The following is a 19883-nucleotide window of genomic DNA, read 5'->3' on the forward strand; positions in this document are numbered from 1 at the left end:
ATGACAGTTTTATGAAAGCTTATTCTTCATAGTCGCCTCCCAGTAATAGCACCCTGTAACTAATAATCATCTATGTCTGACCTTTCTAATATCGATAAAGCACTATTTCATAAGCCTACCCTTGATGAATTAACTGTTAAATCTTCTCAAAGTCATCCACCGAGAATCTTGCTTTTATACGGCTCACTTAGGGAGCGGTCATTTAGTCGCCTTCTGGCAGAAGAAGCGGAAAGAATATTAAAAGCGATGGGATGTGAAACGCGGTTCTTTAATCCTCATGGATTGCCGCAAGTAGATGACGCTCCTGAAACACATCCCAAAGTAGTAGAACTCAGAGAACTTGTAGAGTGGTCAGAGGGAATGGTTTGGAGTAGTCCAGAGCGCCATGGCGCTATGACAGGGCTGATGAAATCTCAAATCGATTGGATACCACTTAGCGTTGGCGCTGTCAGACCCTCTCAAGGTAAGACTTTAGCTTTATTACAAGTGAGCGGTGGTTCGCAATCATTTAATGCGCTCAATCAAATGCGAATTCTAGGCAGATGGATGCGGATGATCACGATTCCCAATCAATCATCCGTACCCAAAGCATTTCTAGAGTTTGATGACAACAATCGTATGAAGCCATCGGCTAATTACGATCGGGTGATTGATGTCATGGAGGAGCTGGTTAAGTTCACTTTATTAACTAGAGCAGTTTCAGGCTATTTGACTGATCGCTACAGCGAGCGAAAAGAAAGTGCTGAGGAATTATCAAAGCGGGTTAATCAAAGAGCTATTTGATTGAATTGTCGTTTTAAATGACATTGACCGACGCAGGGATGTCTACTTGGTTTGTCCTTTTAAAGGACGGTTCACGCTGGGGCTATCCAAGGTAAATGCCTTCTAACCATGCCAAGCCATAAAAGAAAATAGCCCAACAAGTGAGCTATTGTGTTTCTTGGTGGCCCGGGGCGGAATCGAACCACCGACACAAGGATTTTCAATCCTCTGCTCTACCGACTGAGCTACCAGGCCAAGACTCGGAATTATAACGAATTGGACTTGGTTTTGAGTAAATTCTTCCGGTGACTCTTGATTATGGCCGGTTCCTCTATGTCAGATAGGTCTTTTCAGCCCCATTAGAATGGGTGATGACTACACAAAGCTTTATACCCGGCAAAGATGCATCACTCGAATCAACGATCGCCACCATGCAGCAAAAGTTGGTCGATCGGGGCTTCTTTCTCAATGAATCTTCTCTTCTGAATCCTGTAGAAGGCATTTGGTCTACTCATGTGAAAGACCGAGATTGCCCCATGTTATTTGCCAATGGCAAGGGCGCTACTGAATTAGCCGCTCGAGCCAGCGCGTTTGGTGAATTCTTTGAAAGATTGGGCACCCATTATTTCTGGACCCACTTTTATCTGGGCAAGAAAAGAAGTGAGGCCAAGTTTGTTCACTATCCTCAAGAACAATGGTTTCCTCACGGTGATGGTTCATGGCCAAGCGGATTACTTAATCCAGAATTACATTCTTTTTATAACCCTGATGGCACGATTGATAGTTCTGTATTAGTTGATCTCAATTCTGGAAATGTAGCGCGTGGTATTTGTGCTTTGCCCTACACCCGCCTTCGAGACGGCGAAGTCGCCTGGATTCCTGTCAACATTATTGGGAATTTGTATGTCAGCAATGGTATGTCTGCTGGCAACACCATGATGGAAGCACGCACACAAGCGCTTTCAGAAATCTATGAACGGCATATTAAATATCGCATCATTAGTGAGGGGCTTTGTCTGCCCGATGTGCCAGAGGCAGTAATTGCGCGCTACCCCAAAATTGCAAGCGGTATTAAAGGCTTGCGTGAAGCTGGGTTTGGCATTTTGGTTAAAGATGCCTCGCTTGGCGGAGAGTATCCCGTGATGAACGTGACCTTATTGCATCCAAAGGATCAGGGTTGTTTTGCTAGCTTTGGCGCCCACCCCCGTTTTGAAATTGCACTGGAGCGAGCTCTAACAGAACTCTTACAAGGTCGCGCCATAGATGCCCTGGAGAACTTTGCAGAGCCAGGCTTTGATATGGATGAAATTAACTCGGTATCCAATCTGGAAATTCATTTTGTCGATTCGAGTGGTGTTATCAGCTGGAACTTTTTAAGCAATACACCCGACTTTCCTTTTGTAGATTGGAACTTTAGCTCCACTACGGAAGAGGATTACCGCTGGCTTTGTCAGCGCCTCGAAAAAGATGGATGCGATGCGTACGTTGCTGACTTCCCAGAGCAAGGCGCTTATGCTTGCCGTATTCTGGTGCCGGGTATGTCTGAGATTTATCCTGTTGAAGATTTGGAATGGGAAAACAATAGTGTTGGCAATCAGATTCGTCCAGCACTAGTAAGGTTATCTAGCTTAAGTGAAGCGGAAGCCAAAAATCTACTGGCCGACCTGCAAACGCTCAATCTGAATGATGAGCGGCCGCTTTGGGAAATTCTAGGGCTCGCCATCCCGGTGGGTACTACCTGGAAAGAATTGCGAATTGGTGAATTAAAAACTTTACTAGCTCTCGCTGTGGGCGATAAAGAAGCCGTGCTTGAAGGATGTGACTGGATTCATCACTACAAGCAGATGAATCCTGCGCGCAGACTAGTCTATCGCTGTATTGAAAATTACCTTCAGTTTGATAATCCCGCTGCCTACGAGAACTCACTAGCGCTTTTATATGGAGCAGAAGTATTGCGCCAAGCCAAAGCCCTGATTAATCGAGATGAGCGCTTCTTTGGTCTTGAGGACCTTGGTGAAAATATGGAGGCTAGCGCAATGCATCAAAGCCTATTAGCTGCCTACGACAAACTATTTGCTTAGTTAACGAGGGATTGAAGCTTAAGCCTCGCCCTTGTTTTTAGAGGTATCGATTCCGAGGGCTTTGAGCTTGCGATATAGATGGGTTCGCTCAAGACCCGTGTACTCGGAAATTTTGGTCATGCTGCCGCCCATCATTTGCATCTGATGCTCAAAGTAGGCCTTCTCAAATAAATCCCTAGCCTCTCTGAGGGGTAGGTCATAGTAATTTTTGGCAATGCCACTGATGTATTCACCATCAGGCTGAATTGGAGGGGCAGGCTCTGGCGAATTTACTTTTGGAGCGGGGGCGATTGACTGAGCGACTCTACCCTGCTCTGGCTCAACATATTTTGGTGAAGTTTCTAAGGCTTTGTTGACCGTTTTGAGTAACTTTTGAAGCGCGATGGGCTTTTCTAAAAAGTTGAGCGCCCCAATACGGGTTGCCTCTACCGCGGTATCAATCGTGGCATGCCCAGACATCATCACTACTGGCATTGTGAGCTGGCCCGTTTTGGACCATTCTTTTAATAACGTAATACCGTCGGTTTCTGGCATCCAAATGTCCAACAGCACCAAATCGGGACGCATCTGTTCACGAATTTTGCGAGCGTGAGCCGCACTCTCAGCAGCGTAAATCGTATGGCCTTCATCTGTCAGGATTTCATTGAGCAACTCGCGAATACCCATTTCATCATCAACTACCAAAATGCTGGCCATGATTACGCCGCCTCTTTCGCTAGGTTCATAAACAAAATGGATACTTTTGCACCAATCACTTCTTCTCCCTGCATGCGATTCCGGATTTCTATTTTGGCAGAATGATCTTCAATAATTTTCTTCACCACAGCCAATCCCAATCCCGTACCTTTACTCTTGGTTGTTACATAGGGCTCGAATGCCCTTGCCAATATCTTAGCTGGAAATCCAGAACCAGAATCACTTATTGTCAGTCTCACTGCATTTTGCATTATGCCGTTAGCCTCTCCATAAGGAACCAACTCAGTTTTAACTTGAACGGGTTCATTTTGATGACTGCCTTCTAAAGTTGCATCCTGCGCATTCTGTAATAGATTATGAATAACCTGTCTGAGCTGAGTAGGATCACCCATAATATCTGGACAGTGTGGATCTAGTATGACGCGCAATGGGCTGCCCTCATAAAGACCCAGAATCTCTTGTGTGAGCTGATTAATTGATACCGCCTTTAATTGTGGTGCAGGTGTCTTAGCAAAATCCCTAAAATCATTCACCATTTCTTTCATGGCGCGCACTTGGCCAATGATGGTGTCAGTGCTGCGGTTCAGCATTTCTTCTTGCTCGGGAGTTAAGCTACCGGCCAGTTTATGTTGCAGGCGCTCTGCAGACAGCTGAATGGGGGTCAGTGGATTCTTAATTTCATGGGCCAAACGTCTAGCCACCTCACTCCAAGCAATCGAGCGCTGAGCACTGACAACATCGGTAATGTCATCGAATACCACCATCTTTAAATCGGGCGCCAGCTCGGTTCCCCTAACAAAAAGGGTCACGCCCAGCTCATTTTCAAATTCATTGGTTGCGTGGAGCTGAATTTGCTTTTGCCATACAGGGGCCACCTCTTCTAGATTGGCTGAAGCTGCATCGCCTCCAGCAGCAATACTGAGCTTCATAGTAGCAAACCCCTCTTGAATGGCTTGCTCAAATTCCTCTAATACCGGAATTTCACTCAAAGCCTTCCCATCCAACTTCGTTAAATCTTGGCGAAAAATTCGATCTGCGCCCGCATTGCTGGAGACAACGTTGAAGTGCTTGTCAAAAATACAGACACCAGCCGTTAAATTACCGAGAACAGTTTCTAAAAAGGCCTTGGATTCTTGCAAAGACTTACGGGTATCTGCAAGCTGTCGTGTCATTACATTAAATTGGCGGGTCAACATTCCGAGCTCGTCGCCAGTATCCAACTCAGGCTTTGGAGAAAGATCCCCCTGTGCAACAGCTTGAGTTCCTCGCAAGAGCATCAACAAAGGGCGCGCCAGTTGCCGACCCAGCAATAAGGCTAAGACCACCGCCACGAATAATGCAAAAAAGAGTGTGAGTGTCAGCGTGCCCACAAACATCTTCTTCAGGCCGGAGCGGCCTAATGATTTTTCTTGGTAATCGGTATAGGCAGCCTGCACTGCTAAGGTGTTTTTACTGATTCCCTCGGGCACCGTCTTAATGAGCTGCAAATACCAAAATTCTTTTTGATTCTGAAGACCAAGCCCGAAGCCGTGATCGCCGTTGAAGCGCTCTTTAACCAAAGGAACAATTGCCCGCAAGCGGTAAGCCTGTGATCCATCGGAGTTATTAGGCTCATCTATATATGCGCTGCCATTTACCTTAGAAGCTTGAGACATCGTCTCCGAGCTAGGCGCTGCAGAGGGCGCCTCAAGGGCGCCAGAGGCCGCTGTAGCCACAATCATTTGTCGGCCATTAAAGATCGTGATTTCTTGAATGCCAAACTGATCTCGCATTCTCGATAGCAACAGCGTTAACTCTGCAGGACTCGCATTATTAGGTAGGCGCTGAATTTGATCAGCAACAATGCGGCCCTCATCCTGTAATTCAGCGAGCGAGCTGCTCAGAGTTGCGCGCCCCAACTCTAGGCCGGCCTCCAGGGCTGACTCGGTTTGTACATCAAACCAAGTTTCAATACTTCGAGATACGAATTGTAGAGATACGCCATACAAAATTAAACCTGGCACTACGCCAACTAAACCAAAAATCATTGCTAGCTTGGCGATTAGTCGTGTACCAAAGCGGCCCTTATGCCAGCGCACCGCAATCACAACCACCAAAACAATAATGACGAGGGTTAGGCTAATGCCAATAATAATGTTGGCAGCGTAAAGCCAAATAAAATAATTATCAAAAAACTTCGTATTGGATGAGGCGAGCGAAAGCATCACCAGCAGAATCAATGCAAATCCACCAATTAATCCTGCCGCCAATGGAAGAAGGCGCCCCTTCCAAATTTCTTTTTGAGAGAGTTTGGGGATGAATGAGTTCAATGCCATCTTCATCGCTGAATCAGGTTTTGTCCTGTGGGATTAAAAGGGAAATGTAGCCACTCGCTACTAATATTCCAGTCGCGATTATTGAGTGCATTCACTTGAAACGGCTTAGGAAGCTTACTCAAATCAAGCGACATTTTTAGTGCCGCCGTATACGACTTACTGGGGTCAATTTGAGCGCCCTCAATCACGCGCCAACCACCAATGCTACCAATCACTTGAAGCGCCTCAGCAATGGTGGGCGCAGAAAAGGTAAAACCTTCTGATGAAATTCGATACTGTTTCGTGAGGGGCTGATAAGAGAGTCGGGCTTGCTTTTGGGCCAAGATCGATTTTTCATCAAACCAGTACCAGCGCGAACGGGTTAAATCAAATTCGGTTTGAAAATATAAAACCACCCCTTTTTGAACTGCATCTTCCAGGCCCGGCGATAGTTCAATTTGAAAAGTGGCATTGAGTAGCCAGTCGTTATCAGCCCGCTCCAACTCGACGGATTTGATTTTGATTCCCTCAGCATAGGCAACGCCCGCACCCAAACCCAGCGCCAATAGTATGCAGAGAAGCAATTGTTTAATGCTTTGACTCATGACCCATTTTTCTTAAACAAGGCATAGTAAAAACCATCATTTGTAGCGGTCGGGAGAATCTGTCCTGGAGCGCTTAATCGTAATGCATTGGGGTATTTTGCTGCAAACCATTTAGCCTGGTCTTCCCCTTCTTCCGGAAAAATAGAGCAAGTGATATATAAAAGCGTGCCATTTGGTTTTAGCATTTGCCAAGCCTGCGCCATAATGCTCTGCTGTTTTTGCTGCAACTGAGCAATATCCGAGGCGCGACGCAGAAAAGGGATATCGGGATGGCGGGCCACAATGCCCGATGCGGAGCAAGGGGCATCAAGCAGAATTTTGTCAAAAGGCTTGCCGTCCCACCAAGAAGATTGCGAGGCATCCCCTCTCACAATCTGCACCTTGTCGGTATGTAGGCGCAGGCGATCTAAATTTCCGCCGATACGGGCAAGGCGGTGTTTATCTATTTCTAAAGCTACTGTATTCGCATCGGCCAACTCTAATAAGTGCGCCGTTTTGCCACCAGGGGCTGCACAGGCGTCTAGAATTAAGTCGCCTACTTTTGGATCTAACAATATTGCGGCTAATTGAGCCCCGGAGTCCTGCACTGAAACAGCTCCACTGTAAAACTCGGGCAGGTCTGAGACAGGCACAGCCTCATCTAGGATTAGCGCCGAGGGAAGAAGAACGCCAGCCAGGGTATCAAGGGGTTTTGAAGCAATTCCGCTTTGAGCCAACATAGCTTGATATTGCTCACGCGTATATTGCCGTACGTTGACACGAAGTATTAATGGGGCACGCTGGGCTTGCTGAAAACCAATCGCTTGCCACTCTTTAGGGTAAGACTGCTTTAAATTGGCACGCCACCATGCTGGGTAATACATGGAAATCGGGTCGGGCGCATAGCCCTTGGTGGCAATCGCTTGAAACTTCTGACTCACCTTACGTAATACAGCATTGACCATCCCCTTGGCATAAAGGGTTTTGTCGTAAAGGCCGCAAGCCTCAACTGCCTGATCGACAATCGTATGCGTGGCATAAGTCTTCTGGTCGCCATGTAAAAATAATGCAATCGCTACGCTTAAGAGATGAGCTGTTTCAGGAGGTGGCGCCTTCGGCACAAACTCTTTGATGAGTTCTTGTGAGCCATTCCATTTGCGCAAAGCATCAAAAGTCAGACTTTGGACGATGGGGCGCTCATGTGCGCCAAGCTGATCGAGCACTTCGCCCAATGACCTGCCGCGCATGACTTCGCCAAGCGCTTGGGCTGCGATCGTGATTGCCTCTGATAAAGGCAGATTATGACTTCCTGGGCGCTCAGTCAAACCGACTCGCTTCTTTCTGCTCCAACTGAGTATGAAGTCCCAGCTTTGCATTCATTCTTTTTCCGCCGGGACGCTGAACTTCAGTTAGCTCAACAACTCCATCTCCGCATTGAACATAAACTCCGGTTTCAGATGCCCCCAATATTTGTCCTGGAGCGGCTGACTGTCTTGGTAGCGTCTGTGCTGCCAGGGCAGAATTGAAAATCTTGATAGGCTCTCCGCCCAGAGTGGCGCTTGCGCCAGGAAAAGGATTAAAGGCACGAATCCGTCGATCGATTTCGTTGGCACTGAGCTGCCAATTAATCTCCCCTTCGCTCTTGAGAATTTTGTCTGCATAGCTAACGCCATCTTTTGCTTGCGGACTTCTCACTAAAGCATGTCTAGCATCTAAAGCATTGAGTGTTTGCACAATGAGGCTTGCGCCCATATCTGCTAAGCGATCATGCAAAGACGCACTTGTTTCTTCTTTTGCGATATAAAGCTCTTGTCTCAAGACGACATCGCCTGTATCCAAGCCCGCATCCATTTGCATAATGCATACACCTGTCTTCTTATCGCCCGCCTCTATCGCCCTTTGAATCGGCGCTGCACCTCGCCAACGAGGCAAGAGAGAGGCATGAATATTAAAGCAACCAAAGCGACCTTCTTTTTCTGCAAGATCTAAAACATCTTGGGGCAAGAGCAAACCATAAGCAACTACCACCATCGCATCAAACTCTAGCTTAGCAAGCTTTTGATAGGCGCTCTCTGCCTCGGCTTTTTTTGCAACTTCGGTAGCATTGCGTTTGAGTGTGCTTGGTTGTAAAACAGAAATATTCTTTTCAAGCGCAAATGTTTTAACTGGACTTGCATGTAAATGCATTCCCCTGCCGGCTCGACGATCTGGTTGTGTCAACACCAAAACAATTTGATGGCCTGCCGCGTCGATAGCGCGCATTGCTTGAGCTGCAAACTCAGGGGTTCCAGCAAAGACAATTTTCATTGGCTACGCTTGACGCTGCTCCACTAACTCTTTGGCGCGCTTTTTCATTTTGAGAGAGATGCGATTTCGCTTTAGTAGAGATAGGTACTCAACAAAAACTTTTCCTTTTAGGTGATCCATCTCGTGCTGTAGACATACTGCAAGCAAACCATCCGCCTCTAACTCAAAAGATTTGCCATGGACATCGAGCGCTTTGACGCGAATATTGGCAGGGCGCTCCACTTCATCGTAATACTCGGGCACTGAGAGACATCCCTCGCGCCACGATTTTTTTTCTGGGCTGGTCCATACAAGCTCAGGATTAATGAACACCATTAGTTCATTCTGCTCATCAGAAACGTCAATCACAATGATTTGCTCATGGATATCTACTTGCGTAGCGGCCAAGCCAACGCCGGGGGCTTCGTACATGGTCTCTGCCATATCCTTGACAATTGCTTTGATACGCTCATCTACCTTCTCAACAGGTTTGGCCCGCTTTTGTAAGCGGGGGTCTGGGTAGCAAAGGACGGGTAATAAGGCCATATCTGAATTATCTAACAGACCAATCCGAATTGGCTGATTGCTGAAATTTTCTCAAGAATCAAAATGGCTTGATGAGAAACAAACCGAGCTCCGCACAAATTCACCGTCTATCTTTGGGCGCCCCCAATTACCCTAAACGCTTGCTTGACTTGGCAGACCCTCCTACTACTATTTATATAGCTGGAAAAGTTGAATTGCTGAGTTTGCCGATGGTGGCAATTGTCGGCTCTCGAGCCCCCAGTCAAGAGGGGCTTAGAAATGCCCACTGCTTTGCTCAGGCTCTGGCAAGCTCGGGTCTTCTGGTAATTTCAGGGCTAGCTAAAGGCATTGATGGAGTCTCACATCGAGCAGCACTTAGTTTGAGCCGGCCAACCTTAGCAATCTGTGGCACTGGCCTAGATCTTACCTACCCCCCTGAACATCAAACACTAGCCAAAGAGATTTGGGGAAATGGTCTTTTATTAAGCGAACTGCCTTTGGGTGTCGGGCCCAGGGCCTTTCATTTCCCGCGTCGCAACCGCTTGATTGCTGCCTTGGCCTTGGGTGTTTTGGTGGTAGAGGCTGCTCAGCGCTCGGGCTCCCTCATCACGGCACGCCTTGCGCTGGAATTGGGCAGGGAAGTTTTTGCCATCCCCTCGTCGATTCACAGCCCCTTGTCTGCTGGATGCCACCATTTAATTGGGCAAGGAGCAAAACTGGTCGCCTCTCCAAAAGAAGTTCTGGAAGAGCTGATTTATTGAAAACCCTGTTTAAAGTGCAAAAAATCGATGTTTTCACTTCATGAAGTATCTTTTTTGCCTATTTATTGGGCACAAGAATACGGCAATTTGGACTTTTAACGATTTATCGGTTAATAATAAAAAAGGGGTAAATAGTTGGTCAGTAGTTATTTTGGTTTAAATTGGTCGTCTTTTTCCCCATTCCATCCATCTTTTAAGCTCAAATTTAGGCAAACGCGTGGCTAAAGCACCTACCAAAACCAGCTCAAAGTCTTCTGGGGTCGATCACCCAAAAGCGCTGATCATTGCCGAAAAACCGTCGGTAGCCAACGACATCGCTAAAGCCCTGGGTGGATTTACAAAGCATGAAGATTATTTTGAGAGCGCAGACTTTGTCGTCTCCTCTGCCGTGGGTCACCTGCTAGAAATTGCTGCCCCTGAAGAATATGACGTCAAACGAGGCAAGTGGTCCTTTGCCAACTTACCAGTGGTTCCTCCGCACTTTGATCTACGTCCAATTGCCAAAACAGAATCCCGCCTGAAAGTATTACAAAAACTGATTAAGCGCAAAGATATCAATGCACTGATTAATGCATGTGACGCGGGCCGCGAGGGCGAACTTATTTTTCGATTAATTGCTCAGCATGCCAAAGCAACCCAAGGGGTAAAACGGCTCTGGTTGCAATCGATGACCCCGAACGCCATTCGGGAGGGTTTTGCAAAACTTCGTAGCGATGAAGAAATGCAGCCCCTTGCTGATGCTGCTCGTTGCCGCTCTGAAGCCGATTGGTTAGTTGGTATTAATGGCACTCGCGCCATGACTGCCTTTAATAGTAAAAGTGGTGGATTCTTTTTGACCACAGTTGGTCGGGTTCAAACGCCAACGTTATCGATTGTGGTTGAGCGCGAAGAATTAATTCGCAAGTTTGTCTCTAAAGATTATTGGGAAGTGAAGGCCGAGTTCATCGCCGCTGCAGGCGTGTATGAAGGTCGCTGGTTTGATCCGAAATTTAAGAAAGATGTTGCCGCGCCAGATGCCCGTGAGAACCGCCTGTGGAGCGAGGCAGCCGCACAAAGCATTGTTGCTGCCTGTAGGGACAAAAAAGCCAGTGTTACTGAAGAAGCAAAACCTGCCACGCAGCTTGCACCACAACTATTTGATTTAACCAGCTTGCAGCGCGAAGCAAATGCGCGTTTTGGTTTCTCAGCCAAGAATACTTTAGGTCTTGCACAAGCCCTATATGAAAGACACAAAGTTTTAACTTATCCAAGAACAGACTCCAAAGCATTGCCAGAAGACTATCTAGATACCGTTAAACAAACCATTGAGAATCTGGCAGCACACTCTCAAGAGCTGCGCCCTTTTGCTGAGCAAATATTAAAGGGCGACCCTAAGGATCCAAAGAATAAGGCTGGCTATGGTTGGATTAAGCCTAATAAGCGCATCTTTGATGACAGCAAAATCTCTGATCACTTTGCAATCATTCCAACGCTTGAGGCTCCAAAAACACTTAGCGAACCCGAGTTCAAGCTCTATGACTTGGTGGTCCGTCGTTTCTTGGCAGTGTTCTATCCTGCTGCTGAATTTCGTGTTACTACACGCATCACTGAAACCTCAGGACACCATTTCAAAACGGAGGGGCGAGTCTTGGTTCACCCAGGCTGGTTAACCGTTTATGGAAAAGCCAATCAGGCCGATGATGAATTGGTTGCCGTTAAAGAAGGTGAAAGTGTTCAGACTGAATCTATTGCAGCAGTGCCATTAAAGACCAAGCCTCCAGCCCGTTACTCTGAGGCGACCTTGCTCTCCGCGATGGAAAGTGCAGGCAAATGGGTTGATGATGATGAGATGCGCGAAGCCATGGCTGAGAAGGGTCTTGGCACTCCAGCAACGCGTGCGGCGATTATCGAGGGCTTGCTAGCAGAAAAATATATGGTGCGCGAAGCCCGCGAACTCATTCCAACTGCAAAAGCCTTTCAGCTAATGACCTTGTTGCGCGGGCTCGATGTGGAAGAGCTCACGCGTCCCGATCTCACTGGCAATTGGGAAAATAAACTGGCGCTGATCGAGCAACGCAAGATGAGTCGTGATACCTTCATGCAAGAAATTGCGCAAATGACGCAACGCATTGTGAAGCGTGCAAAAGAGTATGACAGCGACACCATTCCTGGTGACTATGCCACTTTGCAAACGCCTTGTCCTCATTGCAAGGGCGCCGTTAAAGAAAACTATCGACGCTTTGCTTGTGAGAAATGTGGCTTCACCATCAGCAAAACGCCTGGTGGTCGTGCCTTTGAATATCCCGAAGTTGAAGAGCTGCTTAAAGAGAAAACTATCGGGCCATTGCAAGGCTTTCGCAGCAAAATGGGTAGACCATTTGCGGCCATTATTAAATTGAGTGAAATTCCTGAGGATGATGCAGATTATCCAAACGCGGGCTTTAAGTTAGAGTTTGACTTCGGCAACTCCCAAGAAGATGAGTCCGAAGCAATCGATTTCACTGGACGACAAGCTTTGGGCGTATGTCCAAAATGTTCTGGCGCAGTATATGAAGATGGTATGCGTTATCTCTGTGAGCACAATACAGGTCCCGCCAAAACTTGCGACTTCAAAACAGGCAAGGTTGTTCTTCAGCAAGAAATTTCTACAGAACAAGTTCAAAAATTGCTGAAAGAAGGCAAAACCGACCTTCTAGCCAACTTCAAATCGAATCGAACGGGTCGCGGCTTTAAGGCCTACCTAGCTTTAGGTGCGGATGGGAAAATCGGCTTTGAATTTGAAGCTAAGGCGCCCAAGGCTGAGGGTGCGGCACCAGCCAAAAAACGGGCCGGAGCAAGTGCTGCAAGCAAATCCGCCGTTAAGCCTAAGCGCGCTAGCAAAGCGGCATCGTCCAAAACCTGAGCAGCAATCAGCTTTGCTGACAAGGCTGACCAAAGCACGCCCCTCGATCCAAAAGCGCTGGCCATAAAGATACCGGGGCGCTGTATAAGGGCGCCAATAATCGGCAGCCTGTCTCCAGCCACGCAGCGAATCCCCACAAAGCTTCCATGACTTTCTAGATCGGCTAAGTTGCCTTGTGCAAAGCTCAAGAGTGCCCTTGCTTGTTCGCGATTAAATTGATCACTACTCTCTCTTGGGAGCGCATCATCTTCGCCCTCGTCATAACTTGAGCCAACCATCCAAAGACGCCGACCATCTTGAGGCGCCCGTGCAGGCAAGCAATAGCCGTCTCCAGATAAGCCCACTCCAGGTAGCTCTTGTGCCCAAGGGCTTTTTTCTGATACCGAGAAAATACTCAGCTGTCCGCGCACAGGTCTTAATGGCAAACGTACTTGCAGGCTTTCCATTAACGCTTTGGTATTTGCTCCAGCAGTGATAACCACTTTATCTGCGCTGCATATGACTGCATTCTCTTTATTCAGCAACAGCCAAGAGTCTTTGCTTTGCTCCAGCTTAACAACGGCTTGATTCCAACAAGTTGTGAGTCCACTGCGGGCTTGAAGCATTTTTTTACTAGCTTCCGCAAGGCTCATAGATGCGCCGCGTGGCAACCAAACCCCGCTTTGTTTAATTCCACAAATCCGCTCTGCGTCGACCTCATCTAAGGCTATTGCCAAACTTTCATCAAGCTCTAGAGCGCGCAAATGCGCACTGACTTCAGCTCGATCAAATGCCTTATCTTTTTTAGTGGGTTGAAATATGCCGTGTTGATTCCAAGTTGCACCCCACTGCTCCTCTGCTAACAAAAAAGCAATCCGAGTAAGCCTCAGTAAGCGTGGGGCACCTCTGCCAACATGAGGATGTGCAATTGCGAAGGCATGACTAGAACATCCGGTGGCTGGGCCCGCCGCTTGATCCATCACGCAAACCGTTTGCCCCCGCTCAATCAACTCATTGGCGATCGCAGCACCAGCAATGCCCGCCCCAATCACCACAACGGCATGGTGTTGGGGTTTAATCACAAAGCCTTTGTTAAGCACCCTAATTTAGGCGCTTAAGCGTTCCTCAATTTTGGCTTGCGTTGCTAAAAGCTCTTTGGGCAAGCGCTCACCGAGATGTGCAAATAGCTCAGAGTGAAGTTTGAGCTCGTTCTTCCAATCTTCTGTTCCAACTGCGATTGCTTTTTGAAATTGATCGGCCGAATAGTCCAAACCACTCCAGTGAAGATCAGCATGTTTTGGAGAAATGCCAAATGGTGTTTCTGTGCCGTTTGCTTTGCCCTCGACGCGACCTAAAATCCAAGAGAGTACTCGCATATTCTCTCCGAAACCAGGCCAAACAAATTTGCCGTTCTCGTCTTTGCGGAACCAATTAACGCAATAAATTTTTGGCAAGGTTGCGCCTTCAGCCTCCAGCTTCTTACCAATATTTAACCAATGACGGAAATAGTCGCTCATGTTGTATCCAGCAAAAGCAATCATGGCGAAAGGATCGCGGCGCACCACGCCAACTTGACCAGTAATGGCGGCAGTGGTTTCTGAGCCCAAGGTGGCAGCCATATAAACACCCTCAACCCAGTCACGCGCTTCGCTGACCAAGGGGACTGTGTTAGAGCGACGACCACCAAACAAGAATGAATCAATTGGAACGCCTTCTGGGTCGTCCCATTTTGGATCAACCACTGGATTGTTCGTTGCGGCTACTGTAAAGCGAGAATTCGGATGCGCAGCTTTGCGACCTGCTGCACCGTCTGCCGGAGTCCAGTCTTTGCCTTGCCAATCAATCAAATGTGCAGGCGGGGTTTCTGTTAAGCCTTCCCACCACACATCACCATCATCCGTTAAACCAACGTTCGTAAAAATCACATCTTGATTTAAAGAGTCCAAACAATTTGCATTGGTTTGGCGATTGGTTCCAGGTGCTACACCAAAATATCCTGACTCTGGATTAATCGCATACAAACGGGTTTTGCCGTTTGCATCTTTACGCGGCTTGATCCAGGCAATGTCGTCACCAACGGTGGTTACTTTCCAGCCCTCAAAACCTTTTGGCGGAATCATCATTGAGAAATTGGTTTTGCCACAGGCGGATGGGAAAGCAGCGGCAATATGAAACTTCTTTCCCTCTGGAGAAGTCACTCCCAAAATCAGCATGTGCTCTGCAAGCCATCCTTGATCGCGGCCCATATTGGAGGCGATTCTTAAAGCAAAACATTTTTTGCCAAGTAGCGCGTTACCACCATAGCCCGACCCAAAAGACCAAATCTCGCGGGTCTCTGGATAGTGCACGATGTACTTGGTTTTGTTATTTGGCCAAGCAACATCTTTCTCGCCCGCTGCAAGTGGCTTGCCAACAGAGTGCACACAGGGAACAAACTCGCCGTTAGCGCCAAGTTGCTCGATAACAGCCTTGCCCATACGCGTCATGATGCGCATATTGATAGCAACGTAAGGACTATCTGAAACTTCTACGCCAATATGGGCGATGGGTGATCCGATAGGGCCCATTGAGAAAGGCACTACGTACATCGTTCTGCCGCGCATACAACCAGCAAATAGTGGCTTTAGGGTTGCCCGCATTTCCGTTGGCTCAACCCAGTTATTCGTTGGTCCAGCGTCTTCCTTCTGGGTAGAGCAAATAAATGTGCGATCTTCGACGCGAGCCACATCATCGGGGTCAGATAGCGCCAGGAAGGAATTTTTCCGTTTCGCTGGATTGAGTCGCTTAAATACGCCGGCCTTAACCAGAAGCTCGCAAAGCCCATCGTATTCCGCTTGAGAGCCATCACACCAGTGAATCTGATCTGGCTGAGTCAAGGCTGCTACTTCAGCAACCCATTGAATTAATTGGTTATTTTTTACGTAAGTGGGTACATTTACGTTCACTTGGCTGTTATCAACTATGCTCATGTGATCCTTTATGGAAAGGTAATTTTGGATCGAACAATATTAACATTTCGGTCATATTTCACGACCCCGGCAGCCTAGAGCAAACCCTCTATTTGCCAATGCAAAACTGACTGAAAATTTTGCCCAAGAGCTCATCTGGCAAGAGTTTTCCGGTGATCTTACCTAGCTCATCTTGCGCTAATCGGAGCTCTTCTGCGAATAACTCCAGCGAATTGTTGCCATTTACAGCAAACTGCTCTGATTTCTCAATATGTTCCATGGCACGATCTAAGCAATCTAGATGGCGGCGACGCGCCAATATTCCACCCTCTTGGGGTGCGCTCCATCCTGCAATTTCAAGGATTCTATTTTTTAGACCCTCAACTCCGTCCCCAGTTTTGGCAGAAATCTTCAGAGTCTCGCTGGCAGCAAAAGCATTTGCAGCCAATAAATCGGCCTTGTTATGCACTTCTAAAATTGGGCACTTGGGCGGCAAGGCGGCAATGATTTCTGCCTTGAGCTTGGTATCTTTTGCAGATTCCTTTCCCGCATTGGCGGCATCCTTTAGGTAAACGACTAAATCAGCCGTGCGGATAGCATCCCAAGAGCGTTCTATACCCTTTGCTTCAACTTCATCTTGGGTATCTCGCAGGCCAGCGGTATCAATAATATGAATCGGCACGCCATTGATCGTGATGCTTTCTTTTACCCGATCGCGGGTGGTGCCAGCAATTGGCGTCACTATGGCAACTTCTTCGCCAGCCAATCGATTGAGTAATGAACTCTTACCAACGTTCGGCGCACCAACTAAGGCCAGTTGAATGCCATCACGTAAGATTTTTCCTTGCTTTGCATTAGCTCGCAAGTGTGCAAGTCTCGAGATCACTTTTTGTAGGCGCTCTTTGGCTTGGGCATTTTCTAAAAACTCAATTTCTTCTTCGGGAAAATCGAGAGTAGATTCGACCAAAATCCGCAGTTGCGTAATCTCTTCTACCAATGCATTGATGTCGTCTGAAAATGCGCCCTGTAGAGAGCGCGCGGCACTTCGAACCGCAGCCTCGCTTTGCGCATCAATGAGATCAGCAACCGCTTCGGCCTGAGCCAAATCCATTTTGTCGTTCAAGTAGGCGCGCAGCGTGAACTCGCCAGGCTCAGCAATACACAGATCAATGTCTCGCCCAACTTCGAGACAGCGCTTCATGACCAACTCTAAAAGTTGTGGCCCCCCATGACATTGGAGCTCAAGAATATCCTCGCCGGTGAACGAGGCGGGCGCCTCAAAGTAGATTGCCAGGAGCTGATCAATGACATTATTCTGTCCATCGCGGAAGCTCTGTAAGCTTGCTTGTCTCGGCATCAGCGGTTTTTGTAACAGCTTGCTGACGAAGCTTTTAAGGTTGGTGCCACTGATTCTAATAACGCCGACACCGGCCTTGCCGGGGGCGCTAGCAACAGCAATGATAGGCAGCTTACGAGTCATCATTGCTGTTGTCTGTGCAGAAACTCAGTGGGCCTTTAGGCGCCCGGTTTTTTTCCAAACAATTTATTAATTTGCCATTGCTGTGCGATCGACAGCATGTTGTTTACTACCCAATACAAAACCAAGCCCGCTGGAAAGAAAAAGAACATGATGGAGAAAACAATCGGCATATACATCATCACCTTTGCCTGAATAGGATCGGGTGGTGTTGGGTTAAGCTTAGTTTGTACAAACATTGAGATCGCCATTACAACAGGCAAGATGTAATAGGGATCTGGCACAGACAAGTCATGAATCCAGCCAATCCATGGTGCGCCACGAGTCTCAACAGAAGAAAGCAAGACCCAATAAAGCGAGATGAAAACAGGAATTTGAATCACGACCGGCAAGCATCCGCCAACTGGATTAATTTTTTCTTTTTTATACATCTCCATCATTGCTTGGTTCAGCTTCTGTGGATCGCCCTTGTATTGCTCTTTCATGGCAACCAGACGAGGCTGCACTTCCTTCATGCGAGCCATCGATTTATAGCTTGCCGCTGAGAGAGGAAAGAAGGCCAACTTAATGAGGATGGTGAGCAAAATGATTGACCAGCCCCAGTTGCCAACATAAGAATGAATCTTTGCTAAGAGCCAAAAAATGGGTTTTGCCAAAATCGTCAAATAGCCGTAGTCTTTTAAAAGCTCCAGGCCCGGGGCAATACCCTCAAGCATTTTTTCTTCTTGAGGACCAACAAAGAGGCGCGCTTTTTCTACAACGCTTGTGCCTTTGTCGATTGTGCCAAGAGGAATTTGCATACCAATTCGATACAAATTGATATCCACCTTGTCAGCATAGATGTCACGCGCAACCTGATCACCAGGAATCCATGCGCTTGCAAAGTAGTGCTGCACCATTGCCACCCATGCAGTCTGACCAGCAGGTATTTGCTTTGGCGCTTCTGCTTTGTTTTTCTCAATATCTTCAAACTTTACTTTTTTGAATTTATCGTTTTCTGTATAGGCTGCTGGGCCAGTAAAGGTGCTGGCCGAGAAGGCGCCTCCAAATGGCCCTATCTTTGGCTCGCTGGTACCGTCACGAACAATCTCGGTATAAAGCACCAAAGGATTTGGATTGGAGTTTGATTGAGTAACGCGGTGACCAACGTCAATCACATAACTGCCTGGATTGAGTAAAAAGGTTTTTTCTAGCTTAACGCCATTACGCTCGCTAGCCAAAACTAAAAATGGTCTACCAGAGCCGTCCTTGCCTGACTGCTGCAATTTAAATATGCTGGTGTGGTTTGGTAAGTCAGGATTACCGATGGCGATTAAACCCGAACGGGCAAAATATTTGTGTGAGGGCGTGTATTGAAATAACTCAACCGGCTTGCTATCCGCATTGAGCTCTTTAAGCAATTTGGCATCAATTACATTGGCGCCTGTTGAGCTGATTTCTAGGCGAATCACGTCATTTTCTAATACAAACTTTTCACCCTGCTCTAGATTCACGTTCTCTTTTGGTAGTGCGCTAGCCAGGTTGGCGGGTCCGCTAGAAGCCGGTGCAGGTAAGTCGCTTTTATTTTGAGTGGCGCCCTGATCCGAACCAACAGGCTTGCTTGGGGCGCTTGAGAAAAGCGAAGGCTTCCCTTGATAGGTCTGCCAATTGTTGTAGAGCATCAGGGCCGATAAGGAGAAAACCGCCCAAAGTATTGTTTTTTTAAAGTCCATTTGCTTCACTTAAAGTAGGAGATGTTTGTTTTACCGCAGGATCATGGCCGCCGTGTGACCAAGGGTTGCAACGCAAGATGCGCCACACAATCAAGCGTGCGCTTTTGAAAAAACCATAATGCTTAAAACAATCACAAGCATATTGTGAGCAGCTTGGACTGTACTTGCACTGCGAACCAAAATAGGGGCTTAAAGCAATTTGGTAAAGGCGCACCAAACGGAGAGCTAAGGCGTTTGAAGTTCGCATTCAGACCAAACCTAAAAGCTGGTTACGTATTAAATTTTTTTCTTTGCTTCTGAGTCGCCCGCGAGTTCCGCGACCAATGGGGGCGCGTAGTTTGACCACCACATCAAGCGTAAGCCGACTTGACTGCGCCTTACGCACTTGCTCGCGCAACATGCGTTTAAGTCGGTTACGATCTACTGCGCGCTTGGCCAGTTTTTTAGCAACTGCTGCCCCGAGATCTGGGTGACTGTCGACTAGGGGCGTTGCTGAGTAAACACCCCAATAGGAACTAGTCTTGGGGCGTGTTTTGAGGAGCTCGGAAATCCTGGCGCTATTCAATGGCTAACTTACACGGCCAAACGTTTGCGGCCCTTTGCGCGGCGAGCATTCAATACTGCGCGCCCGCTTTTGGTTTTCATGCGAATACGAAAGCCGTGGGTACGTTTACGACGTGTAACTGAGGGTTGGTATGTTCTTTTCATGATCGGTCCTAGGAAAGCCGACTATTTTCGTGCTTGCGAGCTAAAAGGTCAACCTGTACAACTAAATATATAGGTGTTTTCTCTATTTTTTGTCTGATTTTGACCTAATGACTTAATTTAAATGATATTTTTGGCTTTATTCACAAGTTATCCACAGGATTTCCACGGTTTTCTTGCTTGTGGATAACT

At 47.4% G+C, this 19883-nt stretch carries 16 protein-coding genes, 1 tRNA gene and 1 pseudogene; 4 read left to right on the top strand and 14 right to left on the bottom strand.

Going from position 1 to position 19883, the window contains the following annotated elements; all coding sequences use genetic code 11:
* Window positions 1-72 precede the first annotated feature (72 nt).
* A complete protein-coding gene (arsH, locus tag AOC06_RS08705) occupies window positions 73-783 on the top strand; it encodes an arsenical resistance protein ArsH (RefSeq protein ID WP_215380260.1) in 711 nt (236 codons plus the stop codon).
* 158 nt (window positions 784-941) lie between these two features.
* On the opposite strand, the gene AOC06_RS08710 is transcribed toward arsH, so the two are convergent.
* Window positions 942-1017 (bottom strand) — tRNA-Phe (locus tag AOC06_RS08710).
* A gap of 116 nt (window positions 1018-1133) precedes the next feature.
* Between AOC06_RS08710 and ycaO the strand changes: the two genes are divergently transcribed.
* Window positions 1134-2843 (top strand): 30S ribosomal protein S12 methylthiotransferase accessory factor YcaO, encoded by a 1710-nt coding sequence (gene ycaO / locus AOC06_RS08715; protein WP_215380261.1) that lies wholly within the window; start codon window positions 1134-1136, stop codon window positions 2841-2843.
* A gap of 18 nt (window positions 2844-2861) precedes the next feature.
* Here the strand turns inward: ycaO and AOC06_RS08720 are convergent, their stop codons facing one another.
* The 6 genes from AOC06_RS08720 to def are packed head-to-tail and all read right to left on the bottom strand — an operon-like array spanning window position 2862 to window position 9249.
* Complete coding sequence (locus tag AOC06_RS08720) at window positions 2862-3539, bottom strand: response regulator (protein WP_215380263.1); 678 nt, start codon at window positions 3537-3539, stop codon at window positions 2862-2864.
* A 2-nt stretch (window positions 3540-3541) separates the two neighbouring features.
* Window positions 3542-5854: a sensor histidine kinase gene (locus AOC06_RS08725; RefSeq protein ID WP_255879954.1), complete on the bottom strand. Its 2313-nt coding sequence runs from the start codon at window positions 5852-5854 to the stop codon at window positions 3542-3544.
* Window positions 5855-5856: 2 nt separating this feature from the next.
* Window positions 5857-6438 (bottom strand): DUF4390 domain-containing protein, encoded by a 582-nt coding sequence (locus AOC06_RS08730; protein WP_215380267.1) that lies wholly within the window; start codon window positions 6436-6438, stop codon window positions 5857-5859.
* Entirely contained in the window at window positions 6435-7793 is a 1359-nt protein-coding gene (gene rsmB / locus AOC06_RS08735) for a 16S rRNA (cytosine(967)-C(5))-methyltransferase RsmB (RefSeq protein WP_255879958.1), read from the bottom strand. The genes AOC06_RS08730 and rsmB overlap by 4 nt, the downstream gene beginning before the upstream one ends.
* Window positions 7735-8724: a methionyl-tRNA formyltransferase gene (gene fmt, locus AOC06_RS08740; RefSeq protein ID WP_215380269.1), complete on the bottom strand. Its 990-nt coding sequence runs from the start codon at window positions 8722-8724 to the stop codon at window positions 7735-7737. The genes rsmB and fmt overlap by 59 nt, the downstream gene beginning before the upstream one ends.
* 3 nt (window positions 8725-8727) lie before the next feature.
* Window positions 8728-9249, bottom strand: a complete 522-nt coding sequence (gene def, locus AOC06_RS08745) for a peptide deformylase (protein WP_215380272.1) — start codon at window positions 9247-9249, stop codon at window positions 8728-8730.
* 71 nt (window positions 9250-9320) lie between these two features.
* On the opposite strand from def, the gene dprA reads away from it, so the two are divergent.
* Window positions 9321-9989 (top strand): DNA-processing protein DprA, encoded by a 669-nt coding sequence (dprA, locus tag AOC06_RS08750; RefSeq protein WP_215380275.1) that lies wholly within the window; start codon window positions 9321-9323, stop codon window positions 9987-9989.
* Between the two features lie 217 nt (window positions 9990-10206).
* Window positions 10207-12870: a DNA topoisomerase III gene (locus tag AOC06_RS08755; RefSeq protein WP_215380277.1), complete on the top strand. Its 2664-nt coding sequence runs from the start codon at window positions 10207-10209 to the stop codon at window positions 12868-12870.
* On the opposite strand, the pseudogene mnmC1 reads toward AOC06_RS08755, so the two are convergent.
* From mnmC1 to rpmH, 7 genes and pseudogenes are all read right to left on the bottom strand, one after another.
* A pseudogene (gene mnmC1 / locus AOC06_RS08835) lies at window positions 12843-13949 on the bottom strand (FAD-dependent 5-carboxymethylaminomethyl-2-thiouridine(34) oxidoreductase MnmC1); the annotation flags it as partial. The gene AOC06_RS08755 and the pseudogene mnmC1 overlap by 28 nt on opposite strands.
* Window positions 13950-13955: 6 nt before the next feature.
* Window positions 13956-15818, bottom strand: a complete 1863-nt coding sequence (locus tag AOC06_RS08760) for a phosphoenolpyruvate carboxykinase (GTP) (RefSeq protein WP_215380280.1) — start codon at window positions 15816-15818, stop codon at window positions 13956-13958.
* A gap of 88 nt (window positions 15819-15906) precedes the next feature.
* Window positions 15907-17277: a tRNA uridine-5-carboxymethylaminomethyl(34) synthesis GTPase MnmE gene (gene mnmE, locus AOC06_RS08765; protein ID WP_215381915.1), complete on the bottom strand. Its 1371-nt coding sequence runs from the start codon at window positions 17275-17277 to the stop codon at window positions 15907-15909.
* Between the two features lie 35 nt (window positions 17278-17312).
* Window positions 17313-18986: a membrane protein insertase YidC gene (yidC, locus tag AOC06_RS08770; RefSeq protein ID WP_215380282.1), complete on the bottom strand. Its 1674-nt coding sequence runs from the start codon at window positions 18984-18986 to the stop codon at window positions 17313-17315.
* On the bottom strand, window positions 18976-19233 hold the full coding sequence (yidD, locus tag AOC06_RS08775) for a membrane protein insertion efficiency factor YidD (protein ID WP_215380286.1): 258 nt from the start codon (window positions 19231-19233) through the stop codon (window positions 18976-18978). Before yidD ends, yidC begins: the two co-directional genes overlap by 11 nt.
* Window positions 19234-19551, bottom strand: coding sequence for a ribonuclease P protein component (locus AOC06_RS08780; RefSeq protein WP_215380288.1), 318 nt, complete (start codon window positions 19549-19551; stop codon window positions 19234-19236). It abuts the gene before it with no gap.
* Between the two features lie 8 nt (window positions 19552-19559).
* Window positions 19560-19694, bottom strand: a complete 135-nt coding sequence (gene rpmH, locus AOC06_RS08785) for a 50S ribosomal protein L34 (protein ID WP_011903922.1) — start codon at window positions 19692-19694, stop codon at window positions 19560-19562.
* Between the last annotated feature and the right edge of the window lie 189 nt (window positions 19695-19883).

Source organism: Polynucleobacter paludilacus, assembly GCF_018687595.1.
GTDB lineage: Bacteria > Pseudomonadota > Gammaproteobacteria > Burkholderiales > Burkholderiaceae > Polynucleobacter > Polynucleobacter paludilacus.